The sequence below is a fragment of the Sphingobacterium sp. N143 genome (genome assembly GCF_030325625.1).
Lineage (GTDB): Bacteria > Bacteroidota > Bacteroidia > Sphingobacteriales > Sphingobacteriaceae > Sphingobacterium.
The window spans coordinates 101,860-124,353 of sequence record NZ_JACAIS010000011.1; the positions used below are offsets into that span (position 1 = coordinate 101,860).

Annotated in this window: 15 protein-coding genes; 12 read left to right on the forward strand and 3 right to left on the reverse strand. The window is 40.3% G+C overall.

Translation table 11 applies throughout. The features are described from left to right. Position 1: 1 nt before the first annotated feature. The 6 genes from HX021_RS19380 (at position 2) to HX021_RS19405 (ending at position 12,418) form a co-directional block, all read left to right on the forward strand. Positions 2–1,012, forward strand: coding sequence for a PDDEXK nuclease domain-containing protein (locus HX021_RS19380; protein ID WP_286592235.1), 1,011 nt, complete (start codon positions 2–4; stop codon positions 1,010–1,012). A gap of 46 nt (positions 1,013–1,058) precedes the next feature. Further along, a complete protein-coding gene (locus tag HX021_RS19385; RefSeq protein ID WP_286592236.1) occupies positions 1,059–4,013 on the forward strand; it encodes a DNA methyltransferase in 2,955 nt (984 codons plus the stop codon). Between the two features lie 14 nt (positions 4,014–4,027). After that, positions 4,028–5,377: a DUF262 domain-containing protein gene (locus HX021_RS19390; protein WP_286592237.1), complete on the forward strand. Its 1,350-nt coding sequence runs from the start codon at positions 4,028–4,030 to the stop codon at positions 5,375–5,377. Then, a complete protein-coding gene (locus HX021_RS19395) occupies positions 5,377–7,320 on the forward strand; it encodes a GmrSD restriction endonuclease domain-containing protein (protein WP_286592238.1) in 1,944 nt (647 codons plus the stop codon). The genes HX021_RS19390 and HX021_RS19395 overlap by 1 nt, the downstream gene beginning before the upstream one ends. Positions 7,321–7,331: 11 nt before the next feature. After that, positions 7,332–10,523, forward strand: coding sequence for a DEAD/DEAH box helicase family protein (locus HX021_RS19400; RefSeq protein ID WP_286592239.1), 3,192 nt, complete (start codon positions 7,332–7,334; stop codon positions 10,521–10,523). A 347-nt stretch (positions 10,524–10,870) separates the two neighbouring features. Further along, complete coding sequence (locus HX021_RS19405; RefSeq protein WP_286592240.1) at positions 10,871–12,418, forward strand: reverse transcriptase domain-containing protein; 1,548 nt, start codon at positions 10,871–10,873, stop codon at positions 12,416–12,418. Between the two features lie 345 nt (positions 12,419–12,763). On the opposite strand, the gene HX021_RS19410 is transcribed toward HX021_RS19405, so the two are convergent. Further along, positions 12,764–13,213: a hypothetical protein gene (locus HX021_RS19410; protein WP_286592242.1), complete on the reverse strand. Its 450-nt coding sequence runs from the start codon at positions 13,211–13,213 to the stop codon at positions 12,764–12,766. 164 nt (positions 13,214–13,377) lie between these two features. Further along, complete coding sequence (locus tag HX021_RS19415) at positions 13,378–13,962, reverse strand: YdeI/OmpD-associated family protein (RefSeq protein WP_286592243.1); 585 nt, start codon at positions 13,960–13,962, stop codon at positions 13,378–13,380. A gap of 457 nt (positions 13,963–14,419) precedes the next feature. Here HX021_RS19415 and HX021_RS19420 point away from each other — a divergent pair, with 457 nt between their 5' ends. After that, the gene (locus HX021_RS19420) at positions 14,420–16,006 is read left to right on the forward strand and encodes a discoidin domain-containing protein (protein WP_286592244.1); all 1,587 of its coding nucleotides are present in this window, start codon (positions 14,420–14,422) and stop codon (positions 16,004–16,006) included. A gap of 24 nt (positions 16,007–16,030) precedes the next feature. On the opposite strand, the gene HX021_RS19425 is transcribed toward HX021_RS19420, so the two are convergent. Then, entirely contained in the window at positions 16,031–17,497 is a 1,467-nt protein-coding gene (locus HX021_RS19425; RefSeq protein ID WP_286592246.1) for an aminotransferase-like domain-containing protein, read from the reverse strand. 77 nt (positions 17,498–17,574) lie between these two features. Between HX021_RS19425 and HX021_RS19430 the strand changes: the two genes are divergently transcribed. The 5 genes from HX021_RS19430 to HX021_RS19450 all read left to right on the forward strand — a co-directional run bounded on the left by HX021_RS19430 (position 17,575) and on the right by HX021_RS19450 (position 22,487). Beyond that, positions 17,575–18,021, forward strand: a complete 447-nt coding sequence (locus HX021_RS19430; RefSeq protein WP_286592247.1) for a carboxymuconolactone decarboxylase family protein — start codon at positions 17,575–17,577, stop codon at positions 18,019–18,021. A 109-nt stretch (positions 18,022–18,130) separates the two neighbouring features. Further along, positions 18,131–18,427, forward strand: a complete 297-nt coding sequence (locus HX021_RS19435; protein ID WP_286592248.1) for a GNAT family N-acetyltransferase — start codon at positions 18,131–18,133, stop codon at positions 18,425–18,427. Between the two features lie 180 nt (positions 18,428–18,607). Beyond that, positions 18,608–20,539, forward strand: a complete 1,932-nt coding sequence (locus HX021_RS19440; protein ID WP_286592249.1) for a serine hydrolase domain-containing protein — start codon at positions 18,608–18,610, stop codon at positions 20,537–20,539. 71 nt (positions 20,540–20,610) lie between these two features. Further along, entirely contained in the window at positions 20,611–21,735 is a 1,125-nt protein-coding gene (locus HX021_RS19445; RefSeq protein ID WP_286592250.1) for a helix-turn-helix domain-containing protein, read from the forward strand. A 74-nt stretch (positions 21,736–21,809) separates the two neighbouring features. Further along, complete coding sequence (locus tag HX021_RS19450) at positions 21,810–22,487, forward strand: hypothetical protein (RefSeq protein WP_286592251.1); 678 nt, start codon at positions 21,810–21,812, stop codon at positions 22,485–22,487. The last annotated feature ends 7 nt before the right edge of the window (positions 22,488–22,494 follow it).

Genomic DNA, 22,494 nt, shown 5'->3' on the forward strand with positions numbered 1-22,494 from the left:
AATGGAAATTAAGAAAGACATTTTTCAACAGATCCTTACCATTGTCAATACGGCTCGTACCAATGCAGTACGCAAAGTAGATAATGAGCGTATGCTGATGTATTGGCAAATTGGGAAACTCATATTTGAAGAAGAACAACATGGAGAAGAAAGAGCTACCTACGGTACTTTTTTGATTAAATCAATTTCAGATGAGTTCCAACCCCAGTTTGGTAGTGGCTTTTCCGTACGTCAATTGGAACGTTACCGTCAATTTTACAGAATGTTCCCAATTGCGTCCACACTGCGGTCGCAATTCAGTTGGACGCACTATAAATTATTGCTAAGTGTGGACAATGCAGACAAACGTGATTTTTACATTGCGGAAGCCGAAAAAAATAATTGGTCGGCCAGGCAGTTAGAAAGGCAAATCAATAGCCAGTTGTTCGAGCGTTTGCTGATGAGTAACGATGTACAATCGGTTTTGGCAGTAGCACGACAAGCAAAAGCACCAACGAACGCAAAGGAAATCATCAAAGATCCGATGATTTTAGAGTTTTTGGGTTTACGCAGAGAAACAGCTTATTATGAAAGAGATTTGGAGACGGCCATTATTACACACCTGCAGGAATTCATTCTCGAATTAGGAAATGGATTTTCATTCGTAGCCAGACAAAAACGTATTCACATTGATGGTGATGAATTCTTCGTTGATTTGGTTTTTTACAACAGGCTTTTACAGTGTTTCGTAGTGATCGAAATCAAAACCACAAAACTGACACACGAAAACCTTGGGCAGTTGCAAATGTATGTCAACTATTACGACCGTTACGAGAAACAAGATTTTGAAAATCCAACCATCGGAATTTTGCTTTGCACCGATAAAAACGATGCTGTTGTGAAAATATCTTTACCGAGCGATAATAGCACTATCATAGCTAGCAAATATCAACTCTATCTACCAACAGAACAACAGTTGATTGATGAAGTAAAGAAGGAAATAGAAAAATTAGACAATCAAAATAATGCTTAGTTATTGGTGGTAAGTCATCAACAGTTAATCATCAACAATCATAAAAATGAGTAACTATAATAAACTTCAAGAAGTTTTAAAAGAAATATTCGAAATGGACAAGGCTGATCTCGATTTTGGGATCTACCGTGTGATGAACCAAAAACGAGATCAGGTTAACGATTTTATCGATAAAAAACTGCCTAAAGAAATCAAAGATATTCTGGCACAAATACAATCCAAAGATAGCATCAGCCTGCAAGCCGAATTGGATAAAATGGGCAAAAACCTTGATGATGCTGGTGTAGCACGTGAGTCATCAGAAAAATATTTGACTTTGCAACAGCAAGTCACCAATGCCATAGATACCAATACGCTGGAGCAGGAAGTATTTTCGCATTTGGCCAATTTCTTTAAACGCTATTACAAAGACGGCGATTTCATCTCACTGCGCCGATACAAAAAAGATGTCTATGCCATTCCGTACGAAGGTGAGGAGGTGAAACTGCATTGGGCAAATGCCGATCAATATTACATCAAAACATCTGAATATTTGAAGAATTACGCATTCAAACTCAGTGATGGCAAAAAAATATATTTTCAGCTCAAGGAAGCCAGCACTGAACAAAATAACAACAAAACGCAAGGCGATGCCGAACGCCGTTTCGCCATTTACGAAGAATCGTCTTTGGAAGTGATTGATGGTGAATTGTATATCAACTTCACCTACGAAACACACAAAAAAAGCGTAAAACAAGACGACTTAGCCAAACAGGCTTTGGAGTGGATACAAAACAATATCCCGGCTGAATTTACCTCGGCCTTTGACAAAGCACCCACAGAGAAAAATAAAAACCGGACACTGCTGGAAAAACATCTCAACGATTTCATCAGCCGTAACAGTTTTGACTATTTTATACACAAAGATTTGGGAGGATTTTTGCATCGCGAGCTTGATTTCTACATCAAAAACGAAGTCCTGTTCATCGACGACATCAATACCGAAAACCCGATTTACTTCACGGCACAATTATCTAAAATAAAAGCGCTGAAAACTGTAGCTAGCAAGATTATTGCATTTTTGGCGCAGATAGAAGATTTTCAAAAGAAGCTTTGGCTCAAAAAGAAATTTGTAATTAGTACCAATTACTGCATTACGCTCGATCGTATTCCTGAAAAATATTACGAAGAGATCTTTACCAATCAAGCGCAATTGGCAGAATGGAAAATACTCTACGACGTTGTCATTGTGAGCGAAGCGAAGAGATATCTTTCTGAACATCCGTTTTTAGTGCTTGATACCAAATTTTTCTCCGAAGATTTCAAAGATCGCCTTTTGGCAGAGTTTGACAATCTAGATGATGAAACTGATGGCTTATTGATAAACTCCGAGAACTTTCAGGCGCTGAACTTGATGCAGGAAAAATACAAGGAGGCAATTACATATAATTATATAGATCCTCCGTATAATACAGATTCTGCACCAATATTATATAAAAATGACTACAAAAAGTCGTCGTGGCTGTCACTTCTAAACGATAGAATGCAAATTTCCAAAAATCTTCTTCATCATCAAGCGGCAAAAACAATAGCAATAGATGATACAGAGGTTTCAAATTTGAGTATTCTTTCATCTAAGATTTATCCAGATTATAGACAATCTCGTATTACCGTAGTTCACAATCCGAAAGGTTCGATTACAAAGGATTTTAATCGAGTTCACGAATATGCAATCTTTTTGACGCCAGAGAATGAAAGCAATGTGATTCAAAGGACTTTGACAGAGAATGAAAAACCGAGAAAGATGAGAAGATGGGGGGAAAATTCGTTAAGAACCGAAAGAAGATTGTCTTTTTATCCTATTATCGTAGAAAACAATCAAATCGTGGAAATTGGCTCTGTCCCCGAAGACAGTTTTCATCCAGGAAGCAAAAATGTAAAACTGGATGATGGTCGAGTCGCAATTTATCCAATTGATCAAGAAGGTATAGAAAGACGATGGAATTTCGGATTAGATTCTATAAGTGACAATTTGGATAGAATAACAATTATTGAAAAAGATGGACTTCTTGACTTATTCGTTACTCACGAACAAAACGTTTCAAAAACAGTTTGGAATGCTGGTGAATACGATGCAGGCAATTACGGTAATACGTTACTTATAAATATACTCGGCGTTAAGCTGTTTGATTTTCCTAAATCAATTAACTTGTTAATCAATAATCTTAAACTAACTACAGTGAATGCCTCGAAATCAACGGTCCTCGACTACTTCGCTGGTTCCGGCACCACCGGTCACGCTACCATCAAGCTCAACCGTGAAGATGGAGGTAAACGCAAATATATATTGATAGAAATGGGGACTTATTTCAATACCGTTACTAAACCGCGCATCCAAAAAGTAATTTATACTGATAATTGGAAAAACGGAAAACCGCAAGATACCGTAGGCATTTCTCAAATGTTTAAATACCAGGTTTTAGAAAGCTATGAAGATACACTTAACAATCTCCAATTGGGCAAAAGCAGTCAAGATGGTTTGTTCCAGTTTAGCGAAGCGGCACAAGAAGACTATTTACTCAAATATATGCTCGATGTAGAAACGCAGGATCATTTATTCAATATCGAGATGTTCCGCAATCCGTTCAATTACCAGTTAAAAGTGACCGAGAACAATGAATTGGTGCCAACCAAGGTAGATTTGGTAGAAACCTTTAACTACCTCATCGGGATGTATGTGAGCCGTGTGCAACGTGTGAGCGACATCAAGTTTGTAGAAGGCAAAACCCGAGAAGGCATCAAAACTTTGGTTATCTGGCGAAATCTAGAAACCACCACCAACGAAGAAACCGCACAGCGTTTCCGTAAAATCTACGATAGCGTTCGTTCTTCAGAGTTTGATCAAATCTATATTAATGGCGATCATCATTTTGATAATATTCGTATAAGTGGAGATACGTTTAAAGTGAAACTGATAGAGGAAACTTTCTTTAAGAAGATGTTTAATATTTCTGGATTGTAATGGCAAATCAAGTTGTGGAAAAGAAGAAAGACCTTCAAATTGACACCCTTACCATAAGCCAACTGTTGCAGATGCAGGATTTGAGTATTCCTGTGTATCAACGTCCTTACAAATGGAGTGAGAAACATATTTCGCAGTTAATTGAAGATGTTAATTTCTTTAAGGGAAAGTCTGCTTACAGATTGGGAACATTGGTTGTACACAAAGATGCTAATAAGCCTGAGTTGAATATTGTGGATGGGCAGCAACGTACCATCAGTTGTATTTTGCTATTCAGATCCATTTGTGAAACTATTAAAATTGAAGATCCACATTTAAAGAAAGAAATAGAAGCAATTAGTAAAAACCTAGTAGATTTTGATTTCAGCAATGAGACCTCCGCTTATAATATTCAACGAAATTATACCGTTGCTAAACGGGCTGTAGCAAAGTGTGATGAAGACTTTGTAAGGTTTTTTCTTAATCATTGCGAACTTATTTATTTTGAGATTGGACATATCAGTGAAGCATTTCAGTTTTTCGATTCGCAGAATGCCAGAGGCAAAGATTTGGATCCTCACGATTTGCTGAAAGCCTATCATTTGAGGGAATATGCTGAAAATGACGAGAAACTAAAATTGGAAAGTGTAACGGTATGGGAAAGGCATCAGTCTAACGAGCTTGCAAAGTTATTTGCAGAATATTTATTCAAAATCCGGTCTTGGTCTCGAGGAGATTCTGCACAGGTATTTGATAAAAATAAGATATATCTTTTCAAAGGTGTAACGATAGAAAAAATTGGTGATTTTAAATATGTCGATTCTTTGAGAATATTGCATCATTTCACCGATGAATATAATAAAAGTTACCACCGGCAAATAGATTTGGGCAAGAAGCCTTATCCATTTCAGTTGGATGCGCCTATCATAAACGGAAGACGATTTTTTGAGATGATCACATATTACAAAGATATTTTTGATATGTCTATTAAAAATATCCAAGACCATCTAAAACTCAATGAAAACTCAAAGAATATTTTCCATACAATAACGAGCTATGGTGGTTGGGAACGTACCGGCGATACTTATGTAAGAACGCTTTTTGAGTGTGCATTGGTTTTTTACGTAGATAAATTTGGATTTAACCAAATCAATGAAGCTGTTGAGAGAATCTTTGCTTGGGCTTACCGATTGCGTTTAGAATATTATGCAATACAGTTTGTGAGCTTAGATAATTATGTTTTGGAAAATAATCTTTTTGCAGATTTTAAAAACAATTATTCTCCGCAGGAAGCTTTGGCAAGACCGGTTGATTATAATTTTAGAAGACAAAGGTCGATCAGTGAACTCGAAGAAATATTAAAATCGCTTTATTATATCAATTAATGTCCCATCAAGTACAAACTTTCAATATCAAGGAATTATTCAATTCAGGAAAATACCGGATTCCTATCTATCAACGTAACTACGCCTGGGGACGAAGTGAAATTTTACAACTTATCCAGGATATCGTTGATTATATACCCGAAAAAACAAATTATTATATTGGAACATTGGTGGTTTATCCACAGAAAATAAATGAAGAAACTGTTTATGATGCAATAGATGGCCAACAGAGACTTACTACTTTATCGATTATGTTGTCAGTTTTAAAAAATAAATTTAAGGAGGTTGAGTGGTTTGATAAGCAGATATTGAATTTTGAAAGCCGGCCATTATCTCAAAATGCAATGGGTTTTGCTAAAGCTGGCTATTTTGACGGTCACAAAGAATATCATTCTACCATTAAAGAAGCTTATGATAGCATAGAAATAGAACTGGAGACAAAGCTTGCTGAGAGTAGTTTGAGTATAAATCAATTTGCTTTATTTCTCGAAAACTATGTTACCATTTTACGCGTTGAAGTTCCTCACGATACCGACTTAAATCATTATTTCGAAATAATGAATAACAGAGGAGAACAATTGGAAAAGCACGAAGTTGTAAAATCAATGTTGCTCGATACGTTGTATGATGAAAAAGATGAAGATAATGAGCAAATTCAGGATTTGTTTCATATCATTTGGGATGCTGTTCAAAATATGGAACGCTATGTACAGTTTGGCTTTGAACCGACGCTAAGAAAAGCACTGTTTGGGAAAGATTGGTCAACCTTGCTTATTGAAGATTCCGAAACGCTTATTGAGGCATTTTTAGATTTTAATGATCAAAAAGATACTAGTGGCGAACATTTCAAGATGAAGATCGCTGAAATATTAGATAATAACCAAGTGTTTTCAAATGAAGAAAATACAATCGAAATTTCAGAACGATTTACTTCGCCTATTAATTTTCAAAATTTCCTGTTGCATATCCTTAAAATTCAAACTGAAAATAGTAACGTTTCATTAGATGACAAAAAGTTGATAGACTTCTTTAAGCAAACAATCAGAAGCAAAACCAAAGAAAAAGCTAAGCAATTTGTATTAGACTTTATGTTTAATCTTCTACGAGGAAAATGGTTGATGGATTCGTATGTGATTAAAAGGCAATTTATAGCCGATAAAGAAGGCTGGAGTTTACTGAAACTTAAATCTAACGACGGTAAAAAAGGGTACTATGTGAATACTTTTGGTAAGGATGAAAATTGGGATAATGAATACATTGTTATGTTGCTTTCAATGTTTCATGTATCAACACCAACTATGATCTATAAACATTGGTTAAATGCTGCTTTATTTCATTTAATGAACACCGAAGAAGTAGATTTTGAGGATTATCAGCTTTATCTGGAAAAAATCGCCAAGCAACTAATCTGTTTTAGGTTTTTGAATACAGAAAAGGAAAGTAATTTAGAATACAATAAGCTAATTTACCAATCTGAAGAACTAACGGAGGATTATCCCATAATTAACTATAACAACCCTTTGTTGAATTATAAATCTATTGAGAATAATTTAGTTTTCAACTTTCTGGATTACGTACTTTGGAATGAATTGGATGTAGGCGATGAGGGGGTCGATTTTGAATTCACTTTTCGCAGTTCGGTAGAACACTATTTTCCGCAAAACCCTATTGGAGGTAGACCTTTAGAAAATAAAGAGGCATTACATTCTTTTGGAAACCTATGTTTAATTAGCCATCAGAAGAACTCAAAACTGAATCATCATTTGCCTTCTGCAAAAAAGAATTACTATTCTAAATTGAACAGCAAAACTGGATTAGCGTATGACAGTATAAAACAATATATAATGATGAATGAGTATGATGCCGATACTTGGGATGAAATGAGTATTGAAGACCATCATAAGAAAATGGTTGATAAGCTAAATGATTTCATTCAAAATTAAAATGTACTTAAATGGCAAACTTTCACGACAAACTCGTACTCAATAAATATATGCTGTCGCTTTTTGGTATAGACAGTATTGGCAAAAAAATCATCGGCAAAAAAGGCGTAGAAATTTTTACCGACCTCAAATTGTCTGTAAACGAAGGCTATACCGAAGAAGGCAATACTTTTTATCTACAAAGGCTCCTCGGTCATTTGTATGGTTCTGAACATCTTACACCCACGATGTTGCAGACTTATGATGAAAATATTGTACGCTACACCAAGCAGATTTCCGAAAGCCGGGAAGAACTCATCACCTGGAAGTATTTTCAGTATCTCTCGCTTTTGTTCACGGAAGTGTATCTCGACAAGTATTTTCAGAATAAGGTAAAATTGCTGGTAGATCTGAATGAATTCGTTGATAAATTTAATTCTAAACTGACTCTGACTGGCACAGGAAAGAAAAAAGACAAGGATCCTTTTACGGCTTCCAAATTTAGATTGGAAAGCTTAAACAAACTAGCCTTTTGGAATGCTACCGGATCGGGCAAAACCTTGCTGATGCACATCAACATTAAGCAGTATCTGCATTATGCCAACCACTACAATGTGCATCACCAAAACAAAGTGTTGCTCATCACCCCCAATGAAGGATTGAGTAAACAGCATTTGGCAGAGTTTAAACTCTCAAATATTCAGGCCAACAGTTTCAGTAAAAATACGCCCGAGATGTTTTCGGGTAGAGAAGTAGAAGTGTTGGAAATTACCAAGCTGTCCGAAAACAGTGGCGACAAAACGGTCGCTGTAGATAGTTTCGAGACGGACAATTTGGTCTTGATCGATGAAGGTCACGGTGGAATGAGCGGCGACAGCTGGAAAAGATATCGCGACAAACTCAGCCAAACCGGATTTGCTTTCGAATACTCGGCTACCTTCGGGCAGGCCATCAATGCTGCTTCAGGTGCTAAAAAATCGGAGTTTACGCAAGAATATGCCAAGAGTATTTTGTTTGACTACTCTTATAAATATTTCTATGAAGATGGTTACGGTAAAGACTACCGCATTCTCAACTTAAAAAATGATGATGACCGATACCGAAAACTGTATCTCACTGCCAATTTGGTTTCATTTTTTCAGCAACAGTTATTGTTTAAAGAGCAAAAAACAGCGTTACGAGATTTTCTCTTGCACAAACCCTTGTGGGTTTTTGTAGGTGGTAAAGTAAATGCTGTACGAAAAGAAGGCGGCAAAGAAGTTTCGGACGTGTTGGAAATCATTTATTTCTTAACTGATTTTTTGAAAAATCCAACAGCGTCTATTCAGCAGATAGATGAGGTGGTTCATAACAAAGCCGGATTGGTCGATAAAAAGGGCTTTTCAATTTTCGAAACGTCGTTCAGCTATTTGTTAGATCAAAATCTGGATGCGCAAACAATTTTTACGCAAATCAACGAATTGGTTTTCAATAATACCACGCTTGGCGCCAATTTGTACCTAGACAATCTGAAAGGTGCTGATGGCGAACTGGGCTTGCGTGTAGGCGATAGCGATTACTTTGGTGTGATTAACGTTGGCGATGAAAAAACTTTGTATCAGCTGGCCATCAATAACAATGTCTTAGGTAGCGAAAAAGATTTTTCCGACTCTTTATTTAAGAAAATCAATGAAGACACTTCTCCGATTAATTTACTGATTGGTTCCAAAAAATTCTCCGAAGGTTGGTCTTCTTGGCGAGTATCGTCTATGGGGTTAATGAATGTAGGGAAATCGGAAGGTTCGCAAATTATACAACTATTTGGGCGTGGCGTGCGATTGAAAGGTTACCAATTTTCGCTGAAACGGTCTACGGGGTTAGATGATTATCAAAAACCAGAAACGATCAAACAAATCAAGCCTTTGCTTCGCCATTTAGAGACGCTACAAATCTTTGGTGTAAAAGCCGACTATATGGAGCAGTTCAAATCGTTCTTGGAAGAAGAAGGTTTGCCGGTAAATGACTCTTCTTGGATTACCATTAACATTCCTACGGTTCAAAAAGAAATTGTCGCGCAAAACAAACTCAAACTCATTGCCGTAAAGGAAAGCGAAAACTTTAAACGGAATATAATACTTGCGTTGGTTTACAACGAGAAAGTGTTTGATGGCAGATTGGTTGAACTTGATTGGTATCCAAAAATTGATGTTCTGGAAAAAAAATCATCTGGTGCGGCAATGGTTAAAAACAATGGCTTTTTAAATGCTCATCATATTTCTTTACTCAATTGGAATGCGATTTATTTAGAAGTTCAAAATCATAAGGCTGATAAAAGTTATTACAATTTAGGCATTCAGTTAGAAGATTTGAAAAGCATCTTGCAAAATGTATCTTGGTATAATTTGTACATTCCTGCCCATCATTTAGAATTTTCAAGGTACGAAAATGTAGCTATTTGGCAAGAATTGGCCGTTACATTACTAAAAAAATACATTGAGCAGTTTTATCTATTTTACAAAAATGAATTTCATTCCAATCACGTAGAAGCTATTATTTTAAATGGTGCTGATGAGAATTTTGTTCTGGAATACGACTTTAAGTTAAACACTGAGGAAGACGTCGTTCAGTTTCAAAACAAAATTGAAGAGTTGAAAACAACGGTTTTAGAACCAGCCTTTTCACATATTCAAATAGCATCAGAAGCTAGTGCCTTCGACAATCTATTGCATTTGTATAAGCCTTTGGTTTATCTGGGCAAAAACTATCAAAACCAAATACAGGTGAGTCCAATAGCTTTAGACGTGTCCGAAAAGCAGTTTTTAGATGATTTGGTAGATTACACTTTAAAAAATCAAGAATCACTGAGGGAAATAGAAGTGCACGTGCTGCGCAACCAAAGTAAGAAGGGCATAGGTTTTTTTACAGATGGAAATAATTTCTATCCGGATTTTATATTATGGATCATTAGAGGCGGGAAACAACACATCAAATTTATTGATCCCAAAGGTATTCGTAATTCTAAAGGGATTAATGATCCAAAGATTCAGTTTCATAAAGTCATTAAGGAAAAGATACAACCACAGGTTATCGAAAGTGGTATAGAGTTGGATTCCTACATTATTTCCAACACTTCTTACCTAGAGGTGCAGTGGAAGGATAACTTGTCGATTGAAGATTTTAATAATGTGAATGTATTTTTTCAAAAAGAGAATGCAAACTGTTACATAAGCAGTATATTGCTATAAAAAAATAAGTGGGCAGCGATCGTTGAGTTCTACGTTTTCTGTTTTTTGCTGGAATTGCGGGGGCACCCAAAACGTTTCAGTTTAGGTAATTTCTAATATCAAAGGAATTCCTGGAATAAAGTTACTAGCTAGGAGGATTAATCCAAATACTAGAACCGACATCCATGAAGGAATCCTAGGCTTATGTTGTTTAGTGGTATTGATTATCATGGTGCAATTTAAGTATAATATTGAGCTACCCAGATAGAGGAGCGACAAAGCTAGGCTTGCCTAGAAGAGTCGATAAATGCATGTGGAACTCTGTTAGAATGCTCCACCGGGGCTGCCCACTTTTATTGCTTTTCTGTATGATAGATAAAAAGAAGAAAGACTGGTTTAAATTGAAGAAATATCCTCATATAGGTTTTCCATTAACTATTTCGGACCGAACTTGGGTTTTAAAGTATATTCAAACTAAAACATCTACACATTCTTTCTTACCCTTCATCCATAGAACTTCAAAGGTCCGAAGGTTTCGTAAGCTGTATTGTGATAATACAGGTACAGTCCTCAATGGGGGATTACGTGTTGCTAGCGTCAAGCCACGGGAGTTATATTATGCCAGCCACTTAGATGCGGCGATCTACAGCTATTATACACAGAAATTAGATGATAAATATGAGAGGTTCCTTTCGACGGCTTCATTTCGAGATGCTGTATTAGCTTACCGTCAAATACCGATTGATCCTGCTAGGAAATATTCCAAAAGCAACAAATGCACCATTGACTTCGCCAAAGAAGTATTTGACTATATTACAAGGTACGACCAAAATCAATTTGTTGTTATGACATTTGACGTGTCTAGCTTTTTTGATAACCTAAATCACAGGCTGTTGCTTGAAGAGTGGTGCAAACTTCTCAAGGTTGACAGGTTGGATAGTGACCATTTTAATATATACAAGAGTCTAACTCGTTTTAATTATGTGGAGTTAATTGATTTGTTTACTCGATACCAAGATCAAATAATTACAGAAAGGAAAGATAACGACGGGAAACCGATAGTTCGTAGACCGAAACGTGTGTCTGCGATAAAATACTTACGAAACCAAAATGCAGTTTCCTTTTGCTCGAGCAATGAGTTCTTAAAAAACAGTAAAGACTTGATAAAAAGCAAGCGGTATCAAGTCAATGACGATGGTGAATTTAAATTAAACGAAAAAGGGGAAAAGGTCGCACGAGATTTTGGCATCCCGCAAGGTACTCCTATAAGTGCCTTATTGTCGAACATATATATGGTACCGTTTGATGAAAGAATTTCGAACATAATCGGTGCAGATGGTCTATATCGACGCTATTGCGATGATATCATTGTCGTCTGTTCTAAAGAGAGGTATGTCAATATCCGAACTTGTATATACGATGCAATCTCTGAGCGAAAGTTGGAAATCCAACAAAAAAAGACGCAAACATTTCACCTGCAAAAGAAAGAGGGTATTATAATACTAGGACAGGAGTTTCCTGTCGGAATCAACTATAACAAGAAACTGACTTATTTAGGGTTTGAGTTTGACGGCCAGAGCGTACTTTTAAAAAGTGCCAGTTTTTCGAACTATTATCGAAAAATGAAACGAGGTACGAGAAGAGGAAAATACTATGCATCTAAAATGTACCATGGTGTACCTCAAGAATTATTTAAGAATAGATTGTATAAACGTTATAGTCATTGGGGAGCAAAACGGAAGAGACTGTATATTCGTGACAAGGATAATCCTGAGAAATTCATTCCTACGGATCGCTATAACTGGGGGAATTTTTTGTCCTATGTTTATAAAGCTGATAATGTATTTAAAGAAGGGAAAATAAGGGCACAAGTGAAGAGGCACTGGAAAGTACTAAATAAGCTGATAAAGGCATAGGTCGATTTTTGATTACCGTCAGATAGAAGGAACGTTGATTAGCGGGTTCAACGTTCAAGACCTTTGTAGGTTCCCTACCAAGGGTAAAGAATCACACAAAGATATCAAATGATTCAAAATGTTCTAAAATCTATGCTTTACTAGATTTGCATGTAACATCGTTTGTATGCAATCTGTACTTTTGAAAATTTAATCAACTATAAATCAATATATAACACATTTTGTATCGGCAAGTAAATAAAACAGGCGAATAAAGTTTTATTTTTTATAACCCTAGAAAGATTATGTCACTTAAGGTATTATGGCAAAAGCAACATGGAGAAAGAAGTTATTCATGCCCTATAGTCAATTATTAAGGTCCAATTCCTGAATTTTTGTTTCCAACCATGTAGCCATGTCTTGTTTTCTTTCCTCTATAGGAATTGAATTTTCATCAAGGAAGGACGAATAGTAAACATGCTGAAAATTGTCAAAGATATCAAAACTATTCGATTTGATAAATGTCAGATTACGTTCTTCATGATTTTTCAACACGCTATAGATATCACTGATTAACAACTCGTTAATAGTTAAACCGAACTCTATGTGGCTGAGTGATTCAAGAGAAGTAACAATATTATGATTATCTGTCCTCAAAATTCGCCGCGACCATTTAAATTGTAGACACACAACAGATTCGGATACTTTTATAAGCTCTATATCTGTCTCCGATTCCATGACAAACCTGCCTCCCTTACAATTTTTATAATCCAGATGATAGTCAATGATTACGTATTTTCCTACGTTTTGTTTCATATTCTAATTTATTAATTTCTTGGGATATAAAGTGATCCACTCCATTCGACCTGTTTAGTCTACATTATTGTGTTGCTATAATAAATCAGTCAATCAGATCTGTCGGAGTTAGCCAAGCAATTGTCTGTAGAATGCAAATACAAACCCGTAGCCGATCCTTTTGCTTATCCAAACTGCTTAGGTTTCTTTTGCTGGGCAGCCAGTCTGGCGATCTCGTCAATGCGTTTTTTTCGAGTTTCAACCCGTTTGGCGAGGACAATCCATCGTAGCAGCATCTTTCTGACCGATTTACTGAAGTTCAAGAAATACTCCTTTGCCCCCGTATACTGTCCAAAAGCTTCCATTAGGTCATGCGGAATGATCAGTTCTTCCACACTGTCCAGTATTGACCAATAGCCATTTTGTTTCGCTAGCTCAATCGTCTCAATCCCCGCCGGAGTCATACGTTTGCTGTCAATGAGCCGCTGTACTTTTTCTTTGTTGATTTTCGACCAGGTACTGTGGGCCTTGCGCCTGCTGAACAGCTGTTTAAAGGAGCTGTCATCAATCGTTTTACGCGTACTGTCAATCCAGCCAAAACAGAGCGCCTCATCCACAAGTTCACTCCAGTGTACAAAAGGCAGATTTGATTTTTTTGTATGACAGATAATCCACACCGACTGTGCCGATCGATGGTTGGACTCCAACCATTGCCGCCAATCGCTTAACATATTGACAGTGATAGCCTGTCTTTCTTTAGCTGTTTGCATCAGAGTTATTTTTGCCCGTCCCAAATTTCCAGATAACCGGGAGCACTAAAATAAAGCTCCATTGTGAAAAAATTACTGTTCCTCATTTTTGCAACTTCAAGACCTGATGCATAAAAACTGACCGTTGTTAATCTCCGTAGGCTTCCCATATAATTTCGTTTATAATTTAACAATAAACCAAAGTTAAAATAATTCAGTGACAACTGTATGTCAATACAATACATCCGATCGACTCTCGCGCTATGTGAGTATTCCCTTTCCTATTTCATTGCAATCTATCGATCTTTCGGCTATTTTTTATTTAACCAATTCTCAGTTCAATTAATAAATGTTACAAAACTTTTTCAAAAGGTACCAGATCAATCGATTGACTAAACTAATTATGGTAAAAGATTAAAACAATTAACACAATAAAAAAAATAATACTATATATTCACTATACACAATATAAACCATTATGAGAAAACTTTTAAACTTGCTTTTTGCTACTCTAGTTATAGGGGGCTCCTCCTGTAAAAAGACGGTTGTTTCGCTTGACGAAAATAGTCCAACCGTCAAATTAAAAGCTGCTGCTAGTGATCTGACCAATGAATGGCGCAGCAATCCGTATAAACTGAATGTGATCTATTTTGTTCCTACGGATGTTGACTCCATACCTAATTTTCGGAAACGGATCAGTAAAATTCTTCTTGACGCCCAGGAAATGTTTGCTGACAATATGGACCGGGAAGGTTTTGGACGTAAATCCTTTGGCCTGGATCTAGCGAATGACTCCTTGATCAACATCCACTATATTACGGGCAAGTTCGGAAAATCAAGCTATCCTTATTCCGGAGGAAGTGCTGCTGTTAAAGCGGAAGTAGACACCTATTTTGGGCAAAACCCTACAGCAAAGAAGAGTGAGCATAACCTGATTATTATTCCGACCTACAATACCGACCCTGCCAATCCAGGAGGTCCTCCATTCTATGGTACGGGCACAAGTTGCTATGCCCTGGATTATGTCAATTTAGATGCAAAAAATCTAGGAATTGGTGGAGATATTGGCTGGAAAGCCACCGTATGGATTGGTGGTATGATCCACGAGCTGGGGCATGGTCTCAATGCGAGCCACAATAAGATGAATAAAACCTTGGCACCTACCTTGGGCACAGCCCTAATGGGCTCGGGCAATTCGACCTATGGAATCTCAACAACCTCACTGACAGCAACAACAGCAGCCACATTCAACAACAGTCAGGTATTCAGTGCAGTGACAAGAAACGATTGGTATACAAAGGCTACAGCCGAAATCAGCTCATTATCCTCCACCTTTACCAATAACAGCATCATTGTCTCGGGAAGATTTACCACGACCATACCGGTAAATGATATCGTTGCCTGGCACGACAGAGAACCTTTTGGCGGCAACAATGATTATGATGCCGTACAGTGGGCCACAAAAATTATCGGTCAGGACAGCTTTCGGTTCGAATGTCCTCTGACAGATTTTTATGACCTCAGCGGCAATTATGAGATGCGTATTGGATTTATGCATGTCAATGGCAGCCGTTCCACCTTGGGTTATGCCTATAATTTTGTCAATAATGTACCCGACTTGTCCAAAGTAGTTACCCATAAATTGTTACCAACCACCGGCTGGTCCACTATCGCAAGCGACAGCAACGAGCCCAACTCACCCGCGAGCAATGTCCTTGACATGAACAGAAGCACGGTCTGGCATACACCATGGTCATCGGCGCAGACCCCACAGCCTCATTTCTTTGCGGTCGATATGGGGGCCGTACGTACAATAAAAGGCCTAGCTTTCCGCAACCGTGATAATCTAAATGGGGCGATGAAAGATATCAATATCTATACCAGTACAGATGGCACGAGTTGGACACGCTTACAGTCTGCCCAGCTCAGTAAGGTTGCCGGATCCTGGATCAATGTCGATCTTAATAACAACATAGGTACCCGTTACCTTAAAATAGAATCTGTCAACTCATGGGGCGATTTTTTCTACTCGCATCTGGCAGACTTTGGCGCCTATGCCAACTAGTTTTTAATTGAACAGCAGAAAAATTTACAGGCTGCCATACTGTATGATGGCAGTCTGTATTCCCTTGATACAACTGTCGATCTCCTGAAAATTGAGTGCGGCAAACCCCAGCCTGATACTGTTCAGCCCAGCTTCATCAAATACAATATTGTTAAATAAAATTCCTTGTTTCCTTAACGAATGTGCAATCTGACGGACGGCATATGCCCTGCTGAAGGTCAGCCATATGGCCATACCTCCTGATGGAACCTGATAAGACAATACTTCGCTCAGATGGGTGTCCAGTTGCCGACACATATAGTCCCGTCGTTCCCAATAAAGTTTATTGGATTTCCTCAGATGGCGATCCATGTCACCATTTTCAAACAAGGCTGCCAGTGCATGTTCCATCAGCATATCACCCCGTATATCGATAGACTTTCTGATGTGACCCAGGGCATGGATAAGCTCTTCTGGTCCCACCACAAAACCGAGCCGTACCGATGGTGAAAAACACTTGGATAGACTGCCCACATAAATCACCCTTCCCCCATGGTTATAGCTTGCCATCGGTAGGTAAGGTGCCGCACTGTAATGGAAATCAAAGTCATAATCATCTTCAATGATCACAAAATTATATCGGTTGGACAAATCCAGCAGCCTGTTTCTCCTTTCGGGCGAGAGCATCGCTGTCGTCGGATAATGGTGATGTGGAATGACATATACCCCTTTTACCTTTTCTTGCCTACAGAGCTCTTCGATCCGGCCCACGTCGATCCCTTCCGCATCAACGGGTACATCGATCGTCCTGGCCCCATTAGATTCGAGCGACAACTTGGCGATGCTATAACCCGGATAACCGACAAGGAAGACATCCCCGGGGCTGATCAGCGCCTTTCCGATCAGATAAATTCCCATTTGTGCACCATTGGTAATCAGCAGGTTGGCAGGCCGATGATGGATAAACCGTGAATTGGCCAAATGCGGCACCAGCGCATCTTTCAGCCGCGAGGATGGATAAACCGTTCCATAGTTGGTCCCTTTCAGGAGATATTCCCGCTCGGCCACCGTCTTAAGCTCTCTCAGAAGGCTCTTATAAGGTGCTATCCTCGCATCGGGCAGCCCATCATCAATAAAAAGCGTTGCCTGCCGATTGGATATGGTGGTCGGAGGCGGAAATTGCTCCTTTAGCTGAACTGGGGATTTATCCGGATAATTGGATGTGGCAACCAGCTTCTTGGAAATAGAAAATGCGCCCAGGTCGGTATTTACATAATAACCGCTCTTGCTCTTTGAGCTGATCCAACCCTGGACCAGAAGCTCCTCATAGGCCGCGACAATGGTCTTCCGATGAAAATTCAACAGCGCGGCAAGCACACGTGAGCTTGGCAGTTTACTTCCCGCAGGGATTTTTCCCGACACAATCAGATTCACCAGTTGAATGGCAATCTGTTCGTAAATCGCGGTTTTCTGTTCAGTGTCGATTGTTATCAGTGTTTGGTACGGAAGCATCTGGACTACACAGCTTTTTAGATCTGGCAGCTAAAGATAGGCCAAACTATTGATAAATTTGAAAGAAAAACAAAACAATGAAAAAAAGACAATTTTTAAAAGACGCCGACCCCGCCGCATTTGATGTACTCCTTGGTTTTGAAAGGTACCTGGCCAAAAGTCCGCTGGACCGCAAACATGCCCATCTCATTAAAATCCGTGTCTCACAGCTCAATGGCTGTTCCTACTGCATCGACAAACATATTGATGAGGCACTCAAAGCTGGAGAAGATCCACGCCGGATTTTTGTTCTGGCAGTATGGCACGACACGCCATTTTTCTCTGATGCCGAACGAGCGTTATTGGCTCTGGTGGAAGAGATTACCACGGTCTACAAACATGGCGTTTCTGATGCTGTCTATGACAGGGCCATACAGATCCTGGGGCAGGAATATACGACAGCCACCATGATGGCTGCCATTGCCATGAATGCCTGGAACCGCGTGGGCATTACCACGGGCCGTGAACCTCAACTCATTCGATGATCATGGAAGGAATCAGCTATAGAACAAACATATTACCGGATATTGAGCTCGTCGGCCAGCTGTATCAGGATGCCCAGTTAAAGCGGCCCATAGCAGATACACAGTCAGGATGAAAAAGATGTTCATCCATTCCAATTTGATTGTGACCGCATGGCACCAAAATCGCCTCATTGGCATTGCCAGGTCAATGACAGACTATGGTTATTGGTGTTACCTGGCAGACCTGGCCGTCGCGAGCGACTATCAAAATCAGGGCATAGGCCGCAAGCTTCTGGAGCATACAAAAGCTGAAGCAGGGAAAGACTGCATGTTGCTGTTGCTTTCCGCTCCTTCAGCCTTGTCCTATTACTCCAAACTGGGGCTAAGGCATCTGCAGAACGCTTTTGGTCTGGACAGGGAGACTTAACCACCCTTATCCGGAAGATAGCAACTATACCATCCATACTGATTCTCCTGCCATCTTCCGGATTTTACCTACAGCTCCTCCATTTCACTCCGATCAGTTAGTTCGCTTGGATGGAGCAGAACTTCCAAAAGCTGCCAATGCTGTACTTTGGTAAAACAACCAATAAAAACAGATAAGCAAATGAACAGACTAAAAACATGTTGTATCGCCCTTTTTTTTGCGGCACTGTACGGCAACCTCGCCCACGCTGTAACAGACCAACAACCTGGGCATTCCAACCCGCAGGTACAAGTTCCTGTCCCCCATTCATCTTACAGCAACCCAGCTATTCCCCAATTGCGCAAACGGCTAGACACTATCCTACAGGAAAATCACATCCCCGGACTTATGGTCGTCATGGTCAAGCAAGACAGCATCCTGTTCAGCAGTGGACTGGGCTATGCAGATCGTGAACAGAAGATCAAGGTCGATACGACGACACTTTTCCACTTCGCTTCGGTCACCAAGTTTTTTGTGGCCTTGGGCGTACAAAAATTAATCATGGCGGGCAAGTTGCACCTCAACGACCGCATCCGGGATATAGCCCCCGAAATTCCCTTTACCAACCAGTGGGAAGCAACTGATCCCGTTAGGCTCGTTCATCTTTTAGAGCATACGGCGGGCTTTGAAGACGTACCATTGAATAAGATGGTCAGTACCACTGGAACTCCCCTGACAGGGCTGGCATCTGTAAAAGCTTTAAGTAGCGCGCTACATGCCCGTTGGAAGCCAGGTCTGATGATGTCTTACTCCAATCCGACCTATAATGTCTTAGGCTATATCATCGAAAAAACGGCAGGTATGCCTTGGGACAGCTACATTCGGCAGAGCCTGTTTACACCATTAGGGATGGAGAGCAGCCTGTTCGACCTAAACGGTCAAAACAGGACTGGTTTTGCCAAAGGTTATGATTTTAAAGATGGTGTCTACCGACCACTCCCATTCTATATCCCCAGCGGAAATGGTGCCGGCAGTGCTTTGGTCTCCAATGCCTCTGATATGGCCAAGGCCCTGCATTATCTTTTAAATGGCCATCCCAGCCCCGATCTGCCCGGTCCGGCCCAACTGCTCGAAATGGAAACCATCCATAGCACATTAGCCAGCCACAGGGGACTACAGACTGGCTATGCGCTAGGCAACGATTTATTCCCGAACAATAAAAAAATAAGCCTGCGGGGACATAATGGTAAGGGTGAAGGTTTTGTTTCCTGGATATTCTTTAATCGGCAAGCAGGTCTAGCCTATGCAATTGCAGCCAACTGCAACGCCAATCTATGGCCTGTGTCTGAGGCCATCGAACATGTCCTCACTCAGGACATCCAGCCCCCCATATTGCCAACAGTGACCATTGACCCGGCTACAATTGAACCCATGCTCGGCTACTATCAATTCATGAATCCCAAAAATGAGCGTTGGGAATTCCACCGACGGATATTTGGTGGCATCCACCTGCTATCCATCCAACAGGGCAAACTCCTGATCAAAAAAGGCGATGGGCAGATCGACTCACTGATTCCAATGGGCAAAGGTATTTTCCGTCAGAAAAATGATATTCTTCCCTCCTATATCCTTGCCCGTGACCAAGATGGACAGCCCTTTCTACAGGGCCCCGGAAGCAGCTTCTACTATCGTACCGCCTACACCCCGGTATTTCTCCAAAAACTCTTTATTTACCTGGGTCTCATCGCCGTGTGCCTGTCCTTTCTATATACCCTCATTGGAATACCACTGGTTTTATATCGGAAAATAAAAATGATTGACCTCAGCCTTCCATTCCTCCCTATCGTTGGGGTGCTCAGTTTTTGGTATGCCTTTCGTCTGTTGGGTAGTACCGATGCCGCCTCCAAAGAGCTTTTCAACACTTTCAATGCGACAAGCTTTAGTATTTTTGCGGGTATGCTGCTCTTTGGCCTGACCGTGGCATCTGGAGCCTACCTCTTATACCGGCGTTGGTATGCCTTGCCCAGCCGATGGATCAGCATTCCACTGGCACTCAATTACCTATTTTTGGCTTACCTCGTGGCATTATTTTCCATTCATGGCTGGATCGGCGTCCCCATATGGATCATGTAAGCAAGAAGTTCAAAAAAATTACTTAAATTAACCGAGACAGTACAACATTCACTGTAGCAGTAAACCATCTGATGAGCAACATACCTATCTTTACTACTTTCCATGCCTTTTCAGCGGGGGCCTTATGGCTGTTGGGCACGCTGGTATTGCTGGGCGTCAACCAGACAAATACCAAAGCCGACCGCTGGCTCAGCCTATTCTTCTACCTGATGGCCTCCCTATTCACCCGGCTTTTCCTGGAGGGCTTGGGTATCCAGCACAGCATTTTACTTCATGTGCTAGAACTACCCAGCTGGGCAATATTTCCCTGCTTTTACATGGCGGTACGCTATCTGGTGGATCCCCAGGCAAAGAACAAAGATTGGCCAATGCATTTTTTTCCTTTCTTTGCTTTCCTACTGTTCTCCTTGGTCTACCTGATGCCCATTTTTTTTAATGTACCACATCAGCAGCCCCCACAGCTGCCGCCATGGATCCAGTTTTCCATCAGGTACTTTTTCTTTGCACAGACCCTGCTTTATTGGATAGCCTGCTACCTGCTGTTACGGCGGCACCGCAAAAACATCCAGCAAGTTGCCTCCTTTACCGAAAAAATCAACCTGCAATGGTTACAATACCTCCTGATTGCCATCCTGCTCCTGATCGCCATCCGCCTGCTGGATCTCTTCAGTCCACATGTAACCTACTATATTCCTGCAGGCTATTTTTTGGGGATTATCCTCTTGGCCTATTTTACGCTGACTCAGCAATCCATCTATAATACTGAAAGCCCGCAGCTCATTGATGCTGCAGAAAGTCCACAACAAAAAATAGCCCATGAGCGGCTTACCCCCTCGCAAGTGGAAGAACTCAAACAAGTGATCCTGCGAGAAATGAACGACAAAAAATTCTACCTCGACCCCAGCCTGACACTTTCCATATTGTCTACCAAGCTGGGGATCAATTCCCACGATCTTTCCTATATCCTCAACAACGGTCTCCACAAAAGCTTTTACCAATTTATCAATGAATTGCGTACAGAAGAAGCCAAGGTACTGTTACTGTCCGATGACACAAGGCATCTCGATCTGCTGGGCATAGCCACTAGGGCTGGCTTCAACTCCAAAACCACCTTCTATACCACCTTTAAAAAATCAACCGGCATTACACCAAAAGCCTATATCGACCGATATTCCCGTGCTTCCTCTGCTCAATGATGTCCGGCTGTATCCAGCCGGACCGTCGTTGTCCGAAAACGCGCTATACTTGTATCGTAACAAAAAAATAAATTATGATCAAGACAATGCAATTAGCCCAATCGGCACTGGCCCGCAAGCTCCGGACCTTCGCACAGCCCCTCTTTTTAGGTGCCGCTCTGTTCTACGGCAGTACGGGGTATGCTCAACAGAACAGCGCATCCGCAACTACATCCAGTCCATCTTTGGAGCAGCTGCAGGGCTACTATCAGATGCCAAACAAAGTTGCTTTTGTTGCATTCGAGCAGAAAGATACCAGCCTGGTTGCCACACAATTGTGGAACGGAAAAGTATTTGAGCTCGTGCGCATCAATGCCACAAACTTCAAATCCCAAAAAGAAGGCTATCCCATCGAATTCCTGAAAGATAACTCAGGCCATTTCAATCAGGCCAAGCTGCTGGGACGTATTACCACCAACCGTGTTGCTTTCAACCCCAACACCATTGTTCCATTATCCAAGGCACAGCTACAGCGGCTTGAGGGAACCTATCTAATGAAAGACAGGGACAACTTTAAGATCAACATCCAATCCACTCAGGCAGGTTTGACACTCACCCAGATCTGGGACAATAAGACTTTCGTGTTTCATCCCCGTTCGGAAACCTTTTTCCTTAATGAAGACGGCACATTTCCGCTGACATTTACCCTGGAAAATGGACAGGTAGCCCAGTTGGTATGTTTTGAAAATGACCAGTGGACCAAGGTCAACTAAACCCTAC

Bases quoted from the DNA above. Each gene is read 5' to 3' on its own strand.
- HX021_RS19380 (WP_286592235.1), top strand. From the start codon at position 2: ATGGAAATTAAGAAAGACATTTTTCAACAGATCCTTACCATTGTCAAT.
- HX021_RS19385 (WP_286592236.1), top strand. From the start codon at position 1,059: ATGAGTAACTATAATAAACTTCAAGAAGTTTTAAAAGAAATATTCGAA.
- HX021_RS19395 (WP_286592238.1), top strand. From the start codon at position 5,377: ATGTCCCATCAAGTACAAACTTTCAATATCAAGGAATTATTCAATTCA.
- HX021_RS19400 (WP_286592239.1), top strand. From the start codon at position 7,332: ATGGCAAACTTTCACGACAAACTCGTACTCAATAAATATATGCTGTCG.
- HX021_RS19405 (WP_286592240.1), top strand. From the start codon at position 10,871: ATGATAGATAAAAAGAAGAAAGACTGGTTTAAATTGAAGAAATATCCT.
- HX021_RS19410 (WP_286592242.1), bottom strand. From the start codon at position 13,213: ATGAAACAAAACGTAGGAAAATACGTAATCATTGACTATCATCTGGAT.
- HX021_RS19415 (WP_286592243.1), bottom strand. From the start codon at position 13,962: ATGCAAACAGCTAAAGAAAGACAGGCTATCACTGTCAATATGTTAAGC.
- HX021_RS19420 (WP_286592244.1), top strand. From the start codon at position 14,420: ATGAGAAAACTTTTAAACTTGCTTTTTGCTACTCTAGTTATAGGGGGC.
- HX021_RS19425 (WP_286592246.1), bottom strand. From the start codon at position 17,497: ATGCTTCCGTACCAAACACTGATAACAATCGACACTGAACAGAAAACC.
- HX021_RS19430 (WP_286592247.1), top strand. From the start codon at position 17,575: ATGAAAAAAAGACAATTTTTAAAAGACGCCGACCCCGCCGCATTTGAT.
- HX021_RS19435 (WP_286592248.1), top strand. From the start codon at position 18,131: ATGAAAAAGATGTTCATCCATTCCAATTTGATTGTGACCGCATGGCAC.
- HX021_RS19440 (WP_286592249.1), top strand. From the start codon at position 18,608: ATGAACAGACTAAAAACATGTTGTATCGCCCTTTTTTTTGCGGCACTG.
- HX021_RS19445 (WP_286592250.1), top strand. From the start codon at position 20,611: ATGAGCAACATACCTATCTTTACTACTTTCCATGCCTTTTCAGCGGGG.
- HX021_RS19450 (WP_286592251.1), top strand. From the start codon at position 21,810: ATGATCAAGACAATGCAATTAGCCCAATCGGCACTGGCCCGCAAGCTC.